The sequence below is a fragment of the Microvirga terrestris genome, assembly GCF_015694425.1.
GTDB lineage: Bacteria > Pseudomonadota > Alphaproteobacteria > Rhizobiales > Beijerinckiaceae > Microvirga > Microvirga terrestris.
Window position 1 is genome coordinate 1 of sequence record NZ_JADQDN010000002.1, and the last position, 15,642, is coordinate 15,642.

Below are 15,642 nucleotides of genomic sequence, written 5' to 3' on the forward strand. Positions count from 1 at the left end.
ACGTTCTCGATGCCGTCATAGGTGTCGCCGGCGGCCTCGCCGGTGTTCAGGTGCGGCTGGGCCAGATGCACCGTCACACCCACACCGTCCACGGTGTAGGCCACCGTGTCGAGACCGGCGCCACCGATGAGGTGATCCGCCCCGATGCCGCCATAGAGGGTGTCGTCGCCGGCGCCGCCCTCAAGACGATCATTGCCGCCCAGGCCGATCAGCCTGTCGTTGCCGTCGCGACCCTGCAGGTCGTTGGTGCCGTTGTCGCCAGCGAGTTCGTCGCCGAAGCGCGAGCCGATGATGCCCTCGATCGAGGCATAGACATCGCCCGCTGCCTCGCCTGCATTGTACTGCGCCATAAGCAGCTTCGCCGTCACGCCGGAGGTGGCGTTCTCGTAATCGGCAAAGTCGATGCCGTCGCCGCCGACAAGCCGGTCGCCGCCCTCGCCACCCTCCAGGAGGTCGTGACCGGCTCCGCCCTGCAAGACATTGTGCAAGGCATCGCCGACGAGACGGTCGTTGTAGGCTGAGCCGGTCAAGCCTTCGATGCTGCTGTAGACGTCGCCCGCAGCCTCACCCGTGTTGCGCGCGGGATCCGCAAGGCTCACCGTGATGGATCCGCCTGCCTGCTCATAGCTCGCAACGTCTATCCCTAAATCGCCATAGAGCAGATCGCCCGCAAGGCCGCCAACGAGAATGTCGGAACCGGATCCGCCATGCAGAAAGTCGATCTGGCTCCCTCCAGTCAGCACGTCGTTGTCGCCGCCGCCCGCCAACACGCCGTTACCCTGGATGAAATCCGCGCCGGCAGCACCAATATGAGCTTCAACGAAATACTCCTGCGATCCCGATTGCACTTCCATGACGCCATGTTTTTGAGTAGTCTGGCTGCCAGCGTCCGGGCCTGTCAGAGAGTCGACCATATCCCGGAGCAACTGTATCCCCTGAAGCATGAGATCATACTGTGTTGGGAACGGGTCCGTTGTCTCATTCTCCTCATTTTCATGGAAGAGGATCGTGTCACTCCTTGTTTCCGTAGTTTCATTCCCAAGAGGATCGGTTGTTTTTATTGTTTGAACTGTCTCCAAGGCAGGGATCGACCCGACCTGACGGAGATAAGTCGTCGTTTCAGTCTCGATGATCGAACCATACTGTTCAGGGTTATCAGGGTTATATGACGGAACGACTCGCTCCCAGCGATAACTCGAGAATTCATCAGTTCTAGCATCCGAATTGTGGAGGACATAGGAATGCGCAAAGTCTCCGTTTGGACGAAACTCTTCCGTCTCAACGGCTCCGTTCTCCAGAACATGACTTTCGAAAAGAACTCTTCCCGTGTCCATGTCTCGCTTCACAACGTTAATAAGAGATCCATCCGATGCATAATCTTCTTTAAGCTCCGTACCGGCAATAAAATCGTAAAATATCTTTTCCGCTGTCCCATCAGGCTCTCTACTGAACTGAACCTGCCAGTATACTGATGTATCTTCAGATCGATGCAATGTTGAAAAATAACGTCCGCCGCTGGCAAACTCAATAATAATAGTATACCCTGTTTTCTCCTGGATTGAGAGTTCTCTGGTTCCGTCAGTGTGCTCTCTTAGATAGTAAGTTTTTCCCTCCTGGACCCTCGTCGTGACTCTGGTTCCATCAGGCTGCACGACTGTCGTTGGAAGATTACCCGTCTGTACGGCACCTGTCCTTGAATCAATCGAAATCGTCCCAGCTCCACCGACACCACCAATCCCGGTCCCAGCTTGGGCGCCGCCATAGCCGACAGATCCCGTCATCAAACGCGCAAGCTCTTCTTCCAGTGTATACGGTCTGAACATCCTCAATCCCCTTTGAGTATTTCTCAGCACATTCTGCGCATCAAGGCTTATTGGGGTGAAGATTGCCGCGATACTCTTCGAATGGAGAGTGACGACGCGTCAGCACAGGATCTTTGTCCGATGGTGTGATCAACATGTGCGACTTCACACATAATCCGAATATCACTTCAGTCGATATGCCTTGCGTCAACAAATATCCTGCGTTGAAAGCCTCTAACGCCGCTCATGACACAGCAGAAGAGTCGCTTAAGTTGACAAGGCTGAAACGGTCTGCGTCACCTCTCCTCGCATGCTAGCCATGTGCTCCAGCAACACCTTCGCGCTCGGCAAACCGGCGACCGTTGCGAGACGCTTGAGGATGACGGATGGCACCGTCTCGACGTCGAACTTGCCTTCTATGGTGAGGCGCTGCCATTGGAAGATGTCGTTGAAGAGCTTGTGCGCTTCGATCAATGCCCGTGCGTCATTGTCATCCAGCAAACCTTCGGCTTGCGCCTTTGCGAATACGCCCTCGACTGAGAGTTCGAAGAGCGCTGGATGCGCATTTGCATAAGCGAGTACCAGCCCTTGTGCGATGAAATCGAGATCCGTGAGGCCGCCACGGGCGAGCTTCAGGTCCCAAGGGTCGCTGTCGCCCTTCTCCTGCGCGATCAGCTCGCGCATGGCGCGGACTTCCTTGAACACCTTTTTCGGATTGCGCTTTGTGGTGAGAATATCCTTTACGGCTTCCGACACTTGCGTACCGAAATTCTCATCGCCCGCCATCACACGGGCGCGGGTGAGGGCCATGTGCTCCCAGAGATCGGCCTCCGACTTCTGGTAATTCACGAAGCCCTTGAACTGCGATGCGACAGGCCCCTTGCCGCCCTGCGGGCGCAGGCGCAGATCGACTTCGTAGAGCAGGCCGCGCCGGGTCGGCACGGTGAGCGCGGAGACGAGGCGCTGCGTGAGGCGGGTGTAATAGACCACCACATCGAGCTTCTTCGATCCCGTGCTCTCGCGCGCGTTCTCGTCGAAATCGTAGACTACCACGAGATCGAGATCAGAGCCTGCGGTGAGTTCGCGGCTACCCAAGCGGCCGAGGCCGAGAATGGCGATGCGTGAACCCGGCACGGTGCCGTGCTCGGCTTCAAAGGCGCGACGCACTTCGTCGAAGGATGCGCGGATGACGGCTCGGGCGATGGCGGCATAGGCTTCGCCGGCCTGTGCAGGTGAAAGCACATCGGAGAGAAGCCGGGCGCCGGTCACGAAGCGCATCTGGCGCGTGGCATCGCGAATGCGGTCGAGAAAATCCTCGAAATCGCGTGGCGGCCCGATGAGCTGGCGCACCTGTTCTTCAATCGTCTCGTAATCGGTGGTGGGCGTGCCGAAGGCGGGATCGATCAGCGCGTCAAGCACGTGGGGCGATTGCGCCACCGTATCGGCGAGGCGTGGCGCGGTGCCGAGAAGGTCGGCAAAGAGAAGCCGCAGGCGGTCGTGCGATTGCAGGATGGTGAGAAGTTCGACGGCCGCCGGCATGCGGCCGAATGCGCGGTCGAGTGCCGCCAATGCTCCATCGGGATCGGCGGTGCCGCCGAGCGCCGCCAGCAGCGCCGGCGTGAGTTCGGTCAAGACTTCGCGGGCGCGAGCGCTCTGGATCGCGGGACGACGGCCGAAATGCCAGCCGCGCACGGTCTCGGCTACGCGCTCCGGCTCATGGAAGCCAAGACGCTGGAGGGTCGCGAGGGTATCGGGATCGTTGTCCGAGCCGGTGAAGACGAGGCTGCCCACATCGGAGGCAAGCTCCGGCCCCTCCTCGAACAGAAGCGCATAATGCCCCTGCACGATCTTCGCCTGATCCGTGAGGGCTTTGGAGAAGGCTTTTAGGTTGGCGAAGCCGCAGAATCTGGCGAAGCGCTTGAGCTGCTCCTCGTCTGAGGGCAGGCGCTGCGTCTGCTCGTCGGCCACCATCTGCAGCCGGTGCTCGATGGTGCGCAGAAAACGGTAGGCGTCCGAGAGTTCGTCGCGTGCCTTCGCCGTGATCCAGCCTTCATCGTGAAGGGCTCCCAGCATGTCAAGGGTGCGGCGTCCGCGCAACCCGGGACGGCGCCCGCCGAAGACGAGCTGTTGCGTCTGCACGAAGAACTCGATCTCGCGGATGCCACCGCGTCCGAGCTTGATGTCGTGGCCCGCGACCGCAATCTGATCGTGCCCGCGCACCGCATGGATCTGCCGCTTCATGGCATGAACGTCGGCGATGGACGCGAAGTCGAAATACTTGCGCCAGATGAAGGGGCGCAGTTCCTTCAGGAAATTCTCGCCCAGCGTCAGGTCACCGGCGATGGGCCTTGCCTTGATGAAGGCCGCGCGTTCCCAGTTCTGCCCCACCGTCTCGTAATAAACATATGCCGAGGACAGCGACACGGCGGTGGGCGTCGAGCCCGGATCGGGGCGAAGGCGGTAATCGACACGATGCACATAGCCGTCAGCCGTGCGCTCCTGCAGGAGCTTGGCGAGTTGCTGAGCGACGCGGGTGTAGATCGTCGCCGCCTCCGAGGGATCGCGCAACACCTTGGTTTCCGGATCGAAGAAGATCACGAGATCGATGTCGCTGGAGTAGTTGAGCTCCCCTGCCCCGTGCTTGCCAAGGGCCAGCACGGTGAAACCGGAGCCCTCCCCCGGATTGTCCGGATCCGCGAGATTGACGCGGCCCAGATCAGCCATCTCGGTGAGAACGAAATTCACGCCACCGGCAACAGAGGCATCGGCGAAGTCGGAGAGCGCCTGCGTCACCTGCTCCGTGCCCCAGAGGCCGCCGATATCGGCTATTGCGACGAGAAGCGCATGGGCATTGCGGTTCTGCCGGAAGGCTCGCACGGCATCGTCGCGGGTGATCACACCGTTGCGCTGCTCACGGAACAGGTTGGTCTGGCTCTCGATGATCGCGCGATGCGCTTCCTCCGGCGGGGAGAATGCGAGCCTCGCCATGCCCGCAGGATCGTTGACGGTCAGCTGCCACAGAAAGGGGGAATGATCGGCGAGGCCAAGGAGAAGATCGCGAAAAAGGCCCTCATCGAGATGAGGCAACAGGACAGCCGCCTCGGGCTCGTAGCGGATCCGATCGATGAAATCCTTCATTTGCGCCTTGGCCCGCTTCGGGTCGGCCACGTGCGGCGCCCGGGTCAAGCGGCTGAGGAGGGAGGCTTTCGTATCCGGCACGGCGGGTCTCTCGGGCTTTCTGCGACGGCCCGAGTGTTCACGCCAGGCATCCGGAGGCAACCGAAAACTGCCCTGGGGCTCTCATCCTTCAGGCTTAAGCGGCGGTCTGAAGGGCTGGCTGCGGAAGCTCCACGGCCTTGAGCGGAAGGGCCAGCACGACCCTCAGGCCCGGCTCGTTGTCCTCCAACCGCAGCACCCCGCCATGGAGCCGCGCCACGGCGGCGGCGAGACTCAAGCCGAGGCCGAAGCCAGGACGCGAGCGGGCTGTTTCCAGGCGAACGAAGCGCTCCAGCACCCTGCCCCGCTCCACTTCCGGAATGCCGGGGCCCCGGTCCGCCACAGCGATACACACCTCGCCCTCGCGGCGATGGGCCGAAACGCTGATCGTCTTGTTGCGGGAGTCGGACGACGCACCGTATTTGAGGGCATTGTCGAGGAGGTTGGACATGGCCTGCCCAAGGAGTTCGCGGCTGCCGTGAACGGGCAGATCGTCCTCGACCGAGACCTCAAGATCCACGCCGGCCTCCTCAGCCAAGGCGTCGTAGAGTTCGGCCACGCCGCGCACCGCTTCGGCGGCATCGAAATCCGCGAGACCTTCGCGGGCACTGCCGGCCTCGAGCCGCGCGATCATGAGGAGCGCGTTGAAGATGCGGATGAGGTTGTCGCTCTCGTCGATGGTGGCGTCCAGCGCCGTCCTCAACTCGTCCGGCGACTTGGCCGTGCGCAGGGCCTCGTCGGCCTTGTTGCGCAGGCGCGTCAGCGGCGTCTTGAGGTCGTGCGCGATGTTGTCCGAGACCTCCTGCATGCCGCGCATCAGCTCGCCGATCCGGTCGAGCATGGCGTTGAGGTTCTCCGCGAGGCGATCAAGTTCGTCGCCGGTTCCCGCCACCTTCAGCCGCCCGCCGAGATCGCCCGCCATGATGTGGCGCGTGATGTCTGTCATGTCGTCGACGCGCTTGAGCACTCGCCTGGTGATGAACCACCCGCCGAGACAGCCAAGTACGCCGATGAAAAGCAGGGAATAGCCGAACGCGCGATGGATGATTTCCTGCAGGCGCCGCCGCTCCTCAATGTCGCGTCCGACCAGGAGCCTGAATCCGCCGGGCAGAAGATAGACACGCACTATGGCCACATCGGGCCGCGTCTCGGTCTCGTCAGTGCGGTTGTAGAGCGTCTCGAACTGGCCCGTCCGGCCGAGCACCTCCGGTGGCAGCGCGCCCACATTGCCGGCGACGCGCTCACCCGCTTCCGTCGTGACGAGATAGATCAGCGCGCCGGGCGCCCGGGATCTCCGCTCGACGCTGGTCACGAGACGCCGCAGCCCGCCGAACCTATAGAGATTGGACAGGCTGTCGATCTCGCTCTCGATGGTGGAAATGAACTGTTGGGTGAGAAGCCTCTGGGCGTTCCAGGCCACGTAGCCGAGCCCGACAAAAGCAAAGATGGTGAAGATGAGCAGATAAGCGAAGGACAGCTTGAAGGCGGTCGTGCGGAAGAGCTTGCCCAGGGCAGACATGAAGGCGCTCATGACCGCACGCTCATTCCTCGTCCCCCTCGGAACCGACGCGCACCATGTAGCCCGCGCCACGGATGGTGTGGATCAGCGGATTGTCGAAACTTTTGTCGATCTTGGCGCGCAGGCGCGAGACGTGAACGTCGATCACGTTGGTTTGGGGATCGAAGTGATAATCCCACACATGCTCCAGCAGCATGGTGCGGGTGACCACCTGATTGGCGTTCTTCATCAGGTATTCGAGCAGCCGGAACTCGCGCGGCTGCAGCATGATCTCCTGCCCCGAGCGCGTGACGCGATGGGACAGGCGGTCGAGCTCGAGATCGGCGATGCGGTAGACGGTCGGCTCCGCATGAGGTGCCGATGCGCGGCGGCGCGAGAGGACCTCGACGCGGGCGAGAAGCTCGGAGAAGGCATAGGGCTTGGGGAGATAATCGTCGCCGCCGGCCCGCAGCCCCTTCACCCGGTCGTCCACCTGGCCCAGCGCCGAGAGAATGAGAACCGGCGTCTCGACCTTCTGCTCGCGCAGGGACCGGATCAGGGAGAGGCCGTCGAGCTTGGGCAGCATGCGGTCGACCACGAGCACGTCGTAGTCGCCTGCTTCCGCCATGGCGTAGCCGTCGAGGCCGTCGGCGGCATGGTCCGCCACGTGGCCCGCTTCGCGAAAAGCCTTGACGAGGTAGGAGGCTGCCTCCCGGTCGTCCTCGATGATCAGAATCCGCATCGGCCTACACGCTACACAAGAAAATGCCCGTCGGCGGACCGGTCCTGGAGGGGGAAAGACCGATCCGCCGCGGGCAGAAGACACCAGGTGTCGGGGGCAATCAACTAGAAAGCCTGGTGCCTGTGCCGTTATCGAGGGCAAAGCATTTCCCGGCGAAGTGGAAACCGGTTCGCCTTAAGGAAATGCGGCAACACTAACGCATCGGATGGATCCCAAAAGTGATGTCCACTTTTGGGTCCGATGCTTTAGACACCCTTCGGCTGACTCGCGACCTCGAGGGTCACGGTCCGCTCCTTGCCCTCACGCCAGAGGGTGAGCGACAGGGTCTTGCCCGGGGCCACATTGGCCACCTTGCGGGACAGGTCCTTGGCTTCCTTGATCGGCTGTCCGTCGACGGCGATGATCGTGTCGCCCGTTTTGACACCGGCCTTGGCCGCAGGACCATCCTTCACGGCGTCGGCCACAAGGGCGCCCTTGGGCTCCTTCAGGCCAATGGCCTCGGCGATCTCCTTGGTCACCGGCTGCATCTGCACGCCGATGAAGCCGCGGGTCACGGAGCCCTTGTCCTTCAGGGAGGCCACGACGCTCTCGACGGTGCTCGCGGGAATCGCAAACGCAATACCCACATTGCCGCCGGACGGCGAGAAGATCGCCGTGTTCACGCCCACGACCTCACCGGACAGGTTGAAGGTCGGGCCACCGGAATTGCCCTTGTTCACCGAAGCGTCGATCTGGATGTAGTCGTCGTAAGGACCGCTACCGATATCGCGGTGCTGGGCTGACACGATGCCGGCCGTGACCGTGCCGCCAAGGCCGAACGGGTTGCCGATGGCCATCACCCAGTCGCCGATGCGGGCCTTCTGGCCGGCCAGGCGAACATAGGGGAAGTCGTTGCCGCCATCGACCTTGAGCAGGGCGAGATCGGTCTTCGGATCGGTGCCGATCACCTTGGCGCTCAGCTCCTTGCCGTTGTCCATGGTCACCGTGACTTCGGAGCCTTTGTCGACCACATGGTTGTTGGTCACGACATAGCCGTCAGCCGAGATGAAGAAGCCGGAACCCAGGGACTGGCCAAACTGACGGGGGCGCTCCTGGCGGGGACCACGCTCGCCACGGCCGGGCATCTGGTCCCGGAACTGGCGGAAGAAACGCTCCATCGGGTGGCCCGGGGGCAGATCGGGCATGGAGAATTGCTGGCCGTCGTCATCGTCGTCGTTGCGGTCGGCGACGTTCTGCACCTTGACCTTGACGGCGACGACTGCGGGCTTGACCTGATCGATCACGTCGGCAAAGGACGGAACGTTCTGGATCGGCTGCGCCATGGAGCGCAGCTCGGCATGAGCCGGATTGGGAGCGACCAGACCGCTCTCGACGGCGCCACCCGCGATCAACGCGGCGACGGCCGCCGCGCCGAGCCATTTCATGGTGCGCTTGCGGGGGGAGGTGGAAACCTTGTCCAACATCTCTTGTCTCTCCTGGATGAACCCTTGTCGGTTCGTCATGGGAGCAAGATGGGGGTTGGCGCCTTACGGTACCCTCACCTCAAGATGAAATGTTGGTAAGGTTTCGCGACAGGCGGACAGCGCCGTCGCTCACTTGCTTCTGCGGGACAAGCGCCTGAATTGCTTGCGAGCGGGTTTCTTCATCTTGAGGGTTCTGGTCGAGACTGTTTTCAGCTTTCGCCGGCCACCACTGCCGAAAGTGCCGGCAGCTTCGCTTCGGACCGAGCTGGTGGTGGACGCCCTTCTTGGCGGAAGCGGCGTATCCTTGCGAGCGACAAAGGCACGGTTCATGCATTGGCTCACATGAGCAACACGCCGCTCCACAATCCATCGGAAGCCATCGACTCCGATCTTTCCTTTCGGTGCAATCGCGAGCCTTGCCTCCTGACGGCAGGCCTCGCGCTTGGCGACGAGATTATCGTCGGATCGTGCAGCGAAAGGCAGAACGAAAAGGACAAAACCCAATCCAAAGGCCGCTGCTTTCACGACCGTCCCTTTCGCAGGAAATATCAGGAGATTGATGGCCCGATATCATCAGCTTGGCGGCTTGGCACAGCGACAAATTGGCATGTTCACCGAAAAAAACGATACTGTTTCCAATTGAGGAATACGGACCTAGTGCGAGCGGACTAAGCTCTCATAAATGAGCAAAGTTTCATGCATCGATATGGTGTGAATGATGTCAGGCGGACTTGATGGATCAAGCGCTCTGATCACGCTTGAGCAGAGTCTCCAGCGCTTCACGCTCCTTCTCATCGAGAGCGGACGCTATGGGCTGTGGGCGGCGCCTCATGGCGGCATAGGCACCGATGCCGCTGAGGATCAGCACCAGGGCCGGCGTCAGCCACAGCAGCAAGGTGTGAGCGCCGAAGGCGGGTTTCAGGAGGACGAACTCGCCGTAGCGCTGGACAAGGAAATTCTCCACCTCGTCGTTACTGTCGCCGGCCATGAGGCGTTCGCGCACCAGAAGGCGCAGGTCCTTGGCGAGTTGGGCGTCGGAATCGTCGATGGACTGGTTCTGGCAGACGAGGCAGCGCAGGCCTGACGAGATCTCGCGGGCGCGCTTTTCGAGGGCTGGATCCTTCAGCACCTCGCCCGGCTGCACGGCAATGGCTGAACTGCTGAAGATAAGGGCCGCGATGAGGGCGAGAACGAAGCGCATGGCCTACTCCGCAGGAATCGCAGCCGGTGGCATCGCCTTGGCTGGAACCGGGGCGCCGATGCGCAAGCGCCGGTCGGTCAATGACAGAGCACCACCCGCCGCCATCACGAGAGAGCCGATCCAGATCAGAAGCACCAGGGGCTTGTGATAGAGCCTGACGCCGATGGACCCATCGGGCTGCGCGTCGCCGATGCTGGCATAGACTTGGCCGAGTCCGACCGTCAGGATCCCCGCCTCCGTGGTCGGCATGCCGCGGGTCACGTAGAGCCGCTTCGTGGTCTCCAGCGTTCCAAGTTCGCGACCTGAACCGAACACGGTCAGGACAGCCGCTTCCTCTCGGTAGTTGGCCTCGACGCGGGGGATGACCCGTTCGAGCCGCACCTCGTAGTCGCCGCCCTTCAGGCGCTCACCGATCTTCAGGCTGCCGATTGCCTCGACGCCCCAGGCGGTGGCCGCGATACCGATCACGGTAAGGCCAACGCCCGCATGAGCAATGGCCGTGCCCCAGGCCGAGCGTGGCAGGCCTCGCGCCTTGCGCCAGGCAACCGCCAGAGGCGTGCCCTTCGACCAGGAGCGGGTGACGATCTCGTTGATCGAGCCGAGCACCAGATAGAGCCCAAGCCCGACGCCGAGAGGGGCCGCCACCGGACCGCCATAGGTCGCGGCGAACATCACGATGGTGGCGAGGAGCGAGAGGCCGAATACGGTGTAGAGGCGCTGGGCGGTGCCGAGGAAGTTGCCGCGTTTCCAGGCGAGCGTCTGCCCCAGCGGCAGAAGCAGCAGAAGCGGCACGATCAGCGGCAGGAATGTGAAATTGAAGAACGGCGCGCCGACGGAGATCTTTTCACCCGTCAGCACCTCCAACGCCAGCGGATAGAGGGTGCCGATGAACACGGTGGCACAAGCCGTGGCGAGAAAAAGATTGTTGACCACGAGCGCGCCCTCGCGGGAGACCGGCGCGAACAGGCCGCCCTGCTTGAGCATCGGCGCGCGCCAGGCGAAGAGCGCGAGCGAGCCGCCGATGAACAGGATCAGGATGCCGAGGATGAAGGTGCCGCGTTCCGGATCGACCGCGAAGGAATGCACGGAGGTGAGCACGCCGGAGCGCACCAGGAAGGTGCCTAGCAGCGACAGCGAGAAGGTCAGGATCGCAAGCAGGATCGTCCACACTTTGAGCGCATCGCGCTTTTCCATCACCACCGTGGAATGCACGAGCGCCGTGCCGGCAAGCCACGGCATGAGCGAGGCGTTCTCCACCGGGTCCCAGAACCACCAGCCGCCCCAGCCGAGCTCGTAATAGGCCCAGTAGGACCCCATGGCGATGCCGAGCGTCAGGAAGGCCCAGGCGCCGAGCGTCCAGGGGCGCACGATCCTGGCCCAGACCGCATCGATGCGCCCATCGATGAGCGCCGCGCATGCGAAGGCGAACGAGATCGAGAAGCCCACATAGCCGATGTAGAGAAGCGGCGGATGGATCGCGAGTCCGGGGTCCTGCAGCAGCGGGTTGAGATCCTGCCCCTCCAGCGCCGCCGGAACGACGCGCGTGAACGGATTGGATGTCGTGAGGATGAAGAGCAGGAATGCGATGGTGACGGCGGCCTGCACGGCCAGCGTGTTCGCCTGCAGCCGCATGGGGATGCTGTTGCGGGAGATCGCCACGATCGCGCCGAACAGGGCAAGGATCAGCACCCAGAGCAGCATGGAGCCTTCATGGTTCCCCCACACTCCGGAGATCTTGTAGATCAGCGGTTTCGCCGAATGCGAGTTCTGAACGACGTTCAACACCGAGAAGTCGGAGCTGAGATACGCGAAGGTCAGGGCGAGGAACGCGAAGGCGATGCAGGCAAAGACCGCCAGCGCACTTGCGGGCGCCACGGCCATCAGCACGGGATCATTGGCCCGCGCGCCCCAGAGCGGCACGAGGAACTGGATCAGCGACAGGCCCAGGGCGAGCGCGAGTGCGAAATGTCCGGCCTCGACCAACACGAAGGCTCTCCCTTGCTACTGCGTTTTGGGCGTGGCATTGGCCTCGCCCTGCCAGTGACCCTGCTTCTTCAGCGTATCGGCCACCTCGCGCGGCATGTAGTTCTCGTCGTGCTTGGCGAGAACCGAGTCGGCGCGAAAAGCGCTTGGGCTCTCCAGAATGCCCTCGGCCACGACTCCCTGCCCTTCACGGAACAGGTCGGGCAGCAGGCCCTTGTAGTTCACCTTGATCACCGCCTCGGCGTCCATGACCTCGAAGGTGATCTGCTGATCGGCGCCGCGCTGCACGGAGCCCTCCTTCACGAGGCCGCCGAGGCGGATGCGCGTGCCGGGCTGAACGCTCTTGGACTGGATATCCGCCGGCGAATTGAAGAACACGATCGTGTCGTTCATGGCATAGAGCACGAGCCCCAGTGCCACCGCGAGGACGCATCCGGCAACTCCGATGAGGGTCAGGCGGCGTTGTTTTCTCGTCATGGCTGGACGTCGGTCAGTTTCAGTTCCTGGGCCATCGTGTCGATGGTCCTCAAGGCCTCGGTATCCTGCGCCAGAGCCTCGCGGGCGCGCTTGGCCGCATCAGTAGCCTTGTCGCGCTGCCCCAGCACGGCATAGGAGCGCATCAGCCGGGTCCATTCCTCGGCCGTGCCGCCTTGGGCTTCGAGGCGGCTCGCAAGCCCCGCCACCATGCCGGCGATGGCCTCCGGGCCAACCTGCGGCGCTGAAGTCGAAGCGGCCTCGGGCGCGCCGAGCGCCGCCATTTCCTGCCGCACCCCATCCGTCCAGGGCGCATCGGCCGGCGCGGAGGCGAGCAGGTTCTGCAGGATGGTCTTGGCCTTGTCGGTCTGCCCGTCCTGCACGGCCGCGCGGGCGAGATAGAACTGGGCCTTGGGCGCACTCGGGTCGAGCTTGACCGCCTGCTCGAAGGCAGCCTGCGCTTCCGCCGAGATCAATCCGTCCTTGGCAAGCACCAGGGCCTCGCCGTAATTGGCGAAGCGGACGGCATCGGGCGCTTGGTAGCGAATGGCCGATTCATAGGCTTTCACCGCATCCTCGATGCGGCCCATGCGCAGATAGACCGGAGCGATCACCTCCCAGCCGCGCCCGTCCTGCGGGTTCTTGGCGAGATGTGCCTCAATATCTGCCACGGCGCCGAGCAGGTTCATGTTGCCCGCCTGCTGCGGCTGCATCCGCGCGCCAGGCGGTTCGCTCAGCAGCTGGGGCGAGCCGTAGATTTCGTAGGTCGCGAGCGCCAGGAGCGGAATGATCGACAGGGCCAGCGTCGATGCGGCGCGGCGGCGGCGCAGGGCCGGCTCGCCAACAGCAGCAAAAGCATCTTCTGCCTGCATGCCGGTGGCCCGCAGCAGCCGGCGCCCAGCCTCGGCCCTGGCGGCGTCCGCCTCGCTCGGGAGGAGCACCCCGCGGCCCAGATCCCGCTCGATCTCGGCAATCTGCTCGCGGTAGAACTGCGTGTCCGGATTGGCCTGACGCCCGACGGCATAATGGCGCGACAACGGCCACAACACCGCCATCACGGCTGCCGCCGTCATTGCCAGGAGAATGATCCAGATCACCATAAAGTCCTATTTACTCCGTGTCCTCCTCAAGCACGACGGTGGCACGGTGTCACGCGTAAATGTCCTTAATCGGAGCTCCTGTCCCCCGGGAGTTCCAGGATCGCGCGCAGGCCTCCCATGGGGGAGGCATCGAGCTTGAGCGAGCCCCGGTAGAGGGCCGCCAGGTCGGTGACGATGGAGAGGCCGAGGCCAGAGCCGGGCTTGGTCTCGTCGAGCCGTCGGCCCCGCTTGAGCATCTCGGCTCGTGCCGCTTCAGGCAGTCCCGGCCCGTCGTCATCGATGAGCAGACGGAAACGCGGCCGGTCATCGTCACGGGCGATCTCGGTGGCCACCACCACCTTGTGCACGGCCCATTTGGACGCGTTGTCGATGAGGTTGCCGGCCATCTCTTCAAGATCCTGCTTCTCGCCCCGGAAGCGCAGATCTGGCGGGATCGCGAGTTCCACCTCCAGGTCCTTGTCGCGGTAGATCTTCGCGAAGGTGCGCGCCAAGCCCGCGATCACCGGCTCGGCTTCGGTCAGCGTACCGAGTGTTCCGGCGAGCGCCGCCGCGCGGGCCCGGTCGAGATAATAATTGACCTGATCGCGCATGAGGGCCGCCTGCTCGCGAATCCTTGCGGCCACGTCCTCGGGCGCGTTCTCGGCCTCGTTCATGATGACGCTGAGCGGCGTCTTGAGCGCATGGGCGAGGTTGCCAACCTGCGTGCGGGCGCGCTCCAGGATCTCGCGGTTGGTGTCGAGGAGCAGGTTCAGTTCACTGGCGAGCGGAGAGATGTCGCGCGGATACTCACCTGCGATGCGCTCCGCCTCCCCCTGCCGGATCGCGCCGAGCGCGCTGCGGAGATTGGACAAGGGCCGCAGTCCGAAGCGGATCTGCAGCAGCGTGGTGAACCCGAGCGCCAGCCCAAGAAGCGCGAAGGTGACGGTGAGCGCGAAGATGAAGTCTCGCGCCGCAGCCTCTATCTCGTCGGCAGGCCCGGCCACGCGGATGATGTAACGTCCGTCCTCGCCCAGATCGATGTCGCGTTCGATGACCCGAAGGTTGCGATCGTCCGGCGCCCGTCCGTAGCCGCGGCGGATCTGCCCGAACCGGTCGTCGCCTGCAGCGAGACTCGGCAATTGCCCGCCGAAAAGAGACTTCGAAGAGCGGATCTCGGCCGGTGCTGCGTTGGGGCGCGCCACCTGCCAATACCAGCCCGACAAGGGCAGCTCGAACCGGGGATCGCCGATGGGCCCGAGATCCCGGTCCGGGTCGCCCGCACCGACGAGGTTGGAAGCCAGCGTGTTGGCATAGACGAGGAGCCGCTGATCGAAAGCCCGCTCAGTGTTGTCCCGGTAGAGTGTCGACAGGATCAGCCCCGCGATCAGCAGGATCACGAAGCTCCAGAAGACGGAGGAGACCGCCAGACGAACCGCGATGGGCCGGCTGGCGAACCGTTTCACGAGCGGTGACAGGCCGGTCACGTCTTGGTCTGGGCTTGGGTCGTCTGGGCCTGGGTGGCGTCGAGGAGATAGCCCAGTCCGCGGACGGTCTGGATGATATCGACGCCGAGCTTCTTGCGAAGCCTGCCGATGAAGACCTCGATGGTGTTGGAATCCCGGTCGAAGTCCTGGTCGTAGAGGTGCTCGGTCAGCTCACCCCGGGAGACGATGCGTCCCATGTGGTGCATGAGGTAGGACAAGAGCCGGTACTCATGCGAGGTCAGCTTCACCGGGTTGCCATCGACAGTCACGCGGCCGGAGCGGGTGTCGAGCTTCACGGGACCGCAGGAGATCTCGCTCGTGGCGTGTCCCGCCGAGCGGCGCAGCAGGGCGCGCACGCGGGCGAGAAGCTCTTCCATGTGGAAGGGTTTCGTTACGTAATCATCGGCGCCCGCATCGAAGCCCTGCACCTTGTCGCTCCAGCGGTCGCGAGCGGTCAGGATGATGACCGGGGTCTTGCGCCCTTCACGGCGCCAGGCGGTCAGCACGGATACGCCGTCCACCTTCGGCAGGCCGAGATCGAGAATGATGGCGTCGTAGGGCTCGGTGTCCCCAAGGAACTGCCCCTCCTCGCCGTCCATGGCGGTGTCCACCGCGTAGCCTGCCTGTTCAAGGGCGGTCACGATCTGCTTATTGAGGGCTCTGTCGTCCTCGACAACGAGTAGGCGCACGGTTCTGGCTT

The 15,642-nt window shown here is 63.2% G+C and carries 11 protein-coding genes; all 11 read right to left on the reverse strand.

Annotated elements, in window-relative coordinates:
* The coding region (locus I2H36_RS04085) for a calcium-binding protein (RefSeq protein ID WP_425523270.1) at positions 1–854 on the reverse strand (854 nt) is incomplete at its 3' end.
* A 1,215-nt stretch (positions 855–2,069) separates the two neighbouring features.
* On the reverse strand, positions 2,070–5,021 hold the full coding sequence (locus I2H36_RS04090) for a bifunctional [glutamine synthetase] adenylyltransferase/[glutamine synthetase]-adenylyl-L-tyrosine phosphorylase (RefSeq protein WP_196262615.1): 2,952 nt from the start codon (positions 5,019–5,021) through the stop codon (positions 2,070–2,072).
* 94 nt (positions 5,022–5,115) lie between these two features.
* Positions 5,116–6,549 carry a sensor histidine kinase gene (locus I2H36_RS04095; RefSeq protein ID WP_196262616.1) on the reverse strand — a complete coding sequence of 478 codons (1,434 nt, stop codon included), beginning with the start codon at positions 6,547–6,549 and terminating at the stop codon, positions 5,116–5,118.
* 10 nt (positions 6,550–6,559) lie between these two features.
* A complete protein-coding gene (locus I2H36_RS04100; protein ID WP_196262617.1) occupies positions 6,560–7,258 on the reverse strand; it encodes a winged helix-turn-helix domain-containing protein in 699 nt (232 codons plus the stop codon).
* 245 nt (positions 7,259–7,503) lie between these two features.
* Complete coding sequence (locus I2H36_RS04105; protein WP_196262618.1) at positions 7,504–8,721, reverse strand: S1C family serine protease; 1,218 nt, start codon at positions 8,719–8,721, stop codon at positions 7,504–7,506.
* A gap of 739 nt (positions 8,722–9,460) precedes the next feature.
* A complete protein-coding gene (locus tag I2H36_RS04110; protein WP_196262619.1) occupies positions 9,461–9,922 on the reverse strand; it encodes a cytochrome c-type biogenesis protein in 462 nt (153 codons plus the stop codon).
* 3 nt (positions 9,923–9,925) lie between these two features.
* A complete protein-coding gene (locus tag I2H36_RS04115; RefSeq protein ID WP_196262620.1) occupies positions 9,926–11,908 on the reverse strand; it encodes a heme lyase CcmF/NrfE family subunit in 1,983 nt (660 codons plus the stop codon).
* 15 nt (positions 11,909–11,923) lie between these two features.
* Positions 11,924–12,382 carry a cytochrome c maturation protein CcmE gene (gene ccmE, locus I2H36_RS04120; RefSeq protein WP_196262621.1) on the reverse strand — a complete coding sequence of 153 codons (459 nt, stop codon included), beginning with the start codon at positions 12,380–12,382 and terminating at the stop codon, positions 11,924–11,926.
* Entirely contained in the window at positions 12,379–13,479 is a 1,101-nt protein-coding gene (gene ccmI / locus I2H36_RS04125) for a c-type cytochrome biogenesis protein CcmI (protein ID WP_196262622.1), read from the reverse strand. Before ccmI ends, ccmE begins: the two co-directional genes overlap by 4 nt.
* Positions 13,480–13,544: 65 nt before the next feature.
* Positions 13,545–14,942 (reverse strand): sensor histidine kinase, encoded by a 1,398-nt coding sequence (locus tag I2H36_RS04130; RefSeq protein ID WP_343234396.1) that lies wholly within the window; start codon positions 14,940–14,942, stop codon positions 13,545–13,547.
* Positions 14,939–15,631, reverse strand: coding sequence for a response regulator (locus I2H36_RS04135; protein ID WP_196262623.1), 693 nt, complete (start codon positions 15,629–15,631; stop codon positions 14,939–14,941). The genes I2H36_RS04130 and I2H36_RS04135 overlap by 4 nt, the downstream gene beginning before the upstream one ends.
* Positions 15,632–15,642: the final 11 nt, after the last annotated feature.

Excerpts from the sequence above, each read along its gene's own strand:
- I2H36_RS04095 (WP_196262616.1), bottom strand. The coding sequence starts at position 6,549 with ATGAGCGCCTTCATGTCTGCCCTGGGCAAGCTCTTCCGCACGACCGCC.
- I2H36_RS04100 (WP_196262617.1), bottom strand. The coding sequence starts at position 7,258 with ATGCGGATTCTGATCATCGAGGACGACCGGGAGGCAGCCTCCTACCTC.
- I2H36_RS04105 (WP_196262618.1), bottom strand. The coding sequence starts at position 8,721 with ATGTTGGACAAGGTTTCCACCTCCCCCCGCAAGCGCACCATGAAATGG.
- I2H36_RS04110 (WP_196262619.1), bottom strand. The coding sequence starts at position 9,922 with ATGCGCTTCGTTCTCGCCCTCATCGCGGCCCTTATCTTCAGCAGTTCA.
- ccmE (WP_196262621.1), bottom strand. The coding sequence starts at position 12,382 with ATGACGAGAAAACAACGCCGCCTGACCCTCATCGGAGTTGCCGGATGC.
- ccmI (WP_196262622.1), bottom strand. The coding sequence starts at position 13,479 with ATGGTGATCTGGATCATTCTCCTGGCAATGACGGCGGCAGCCGTGATG.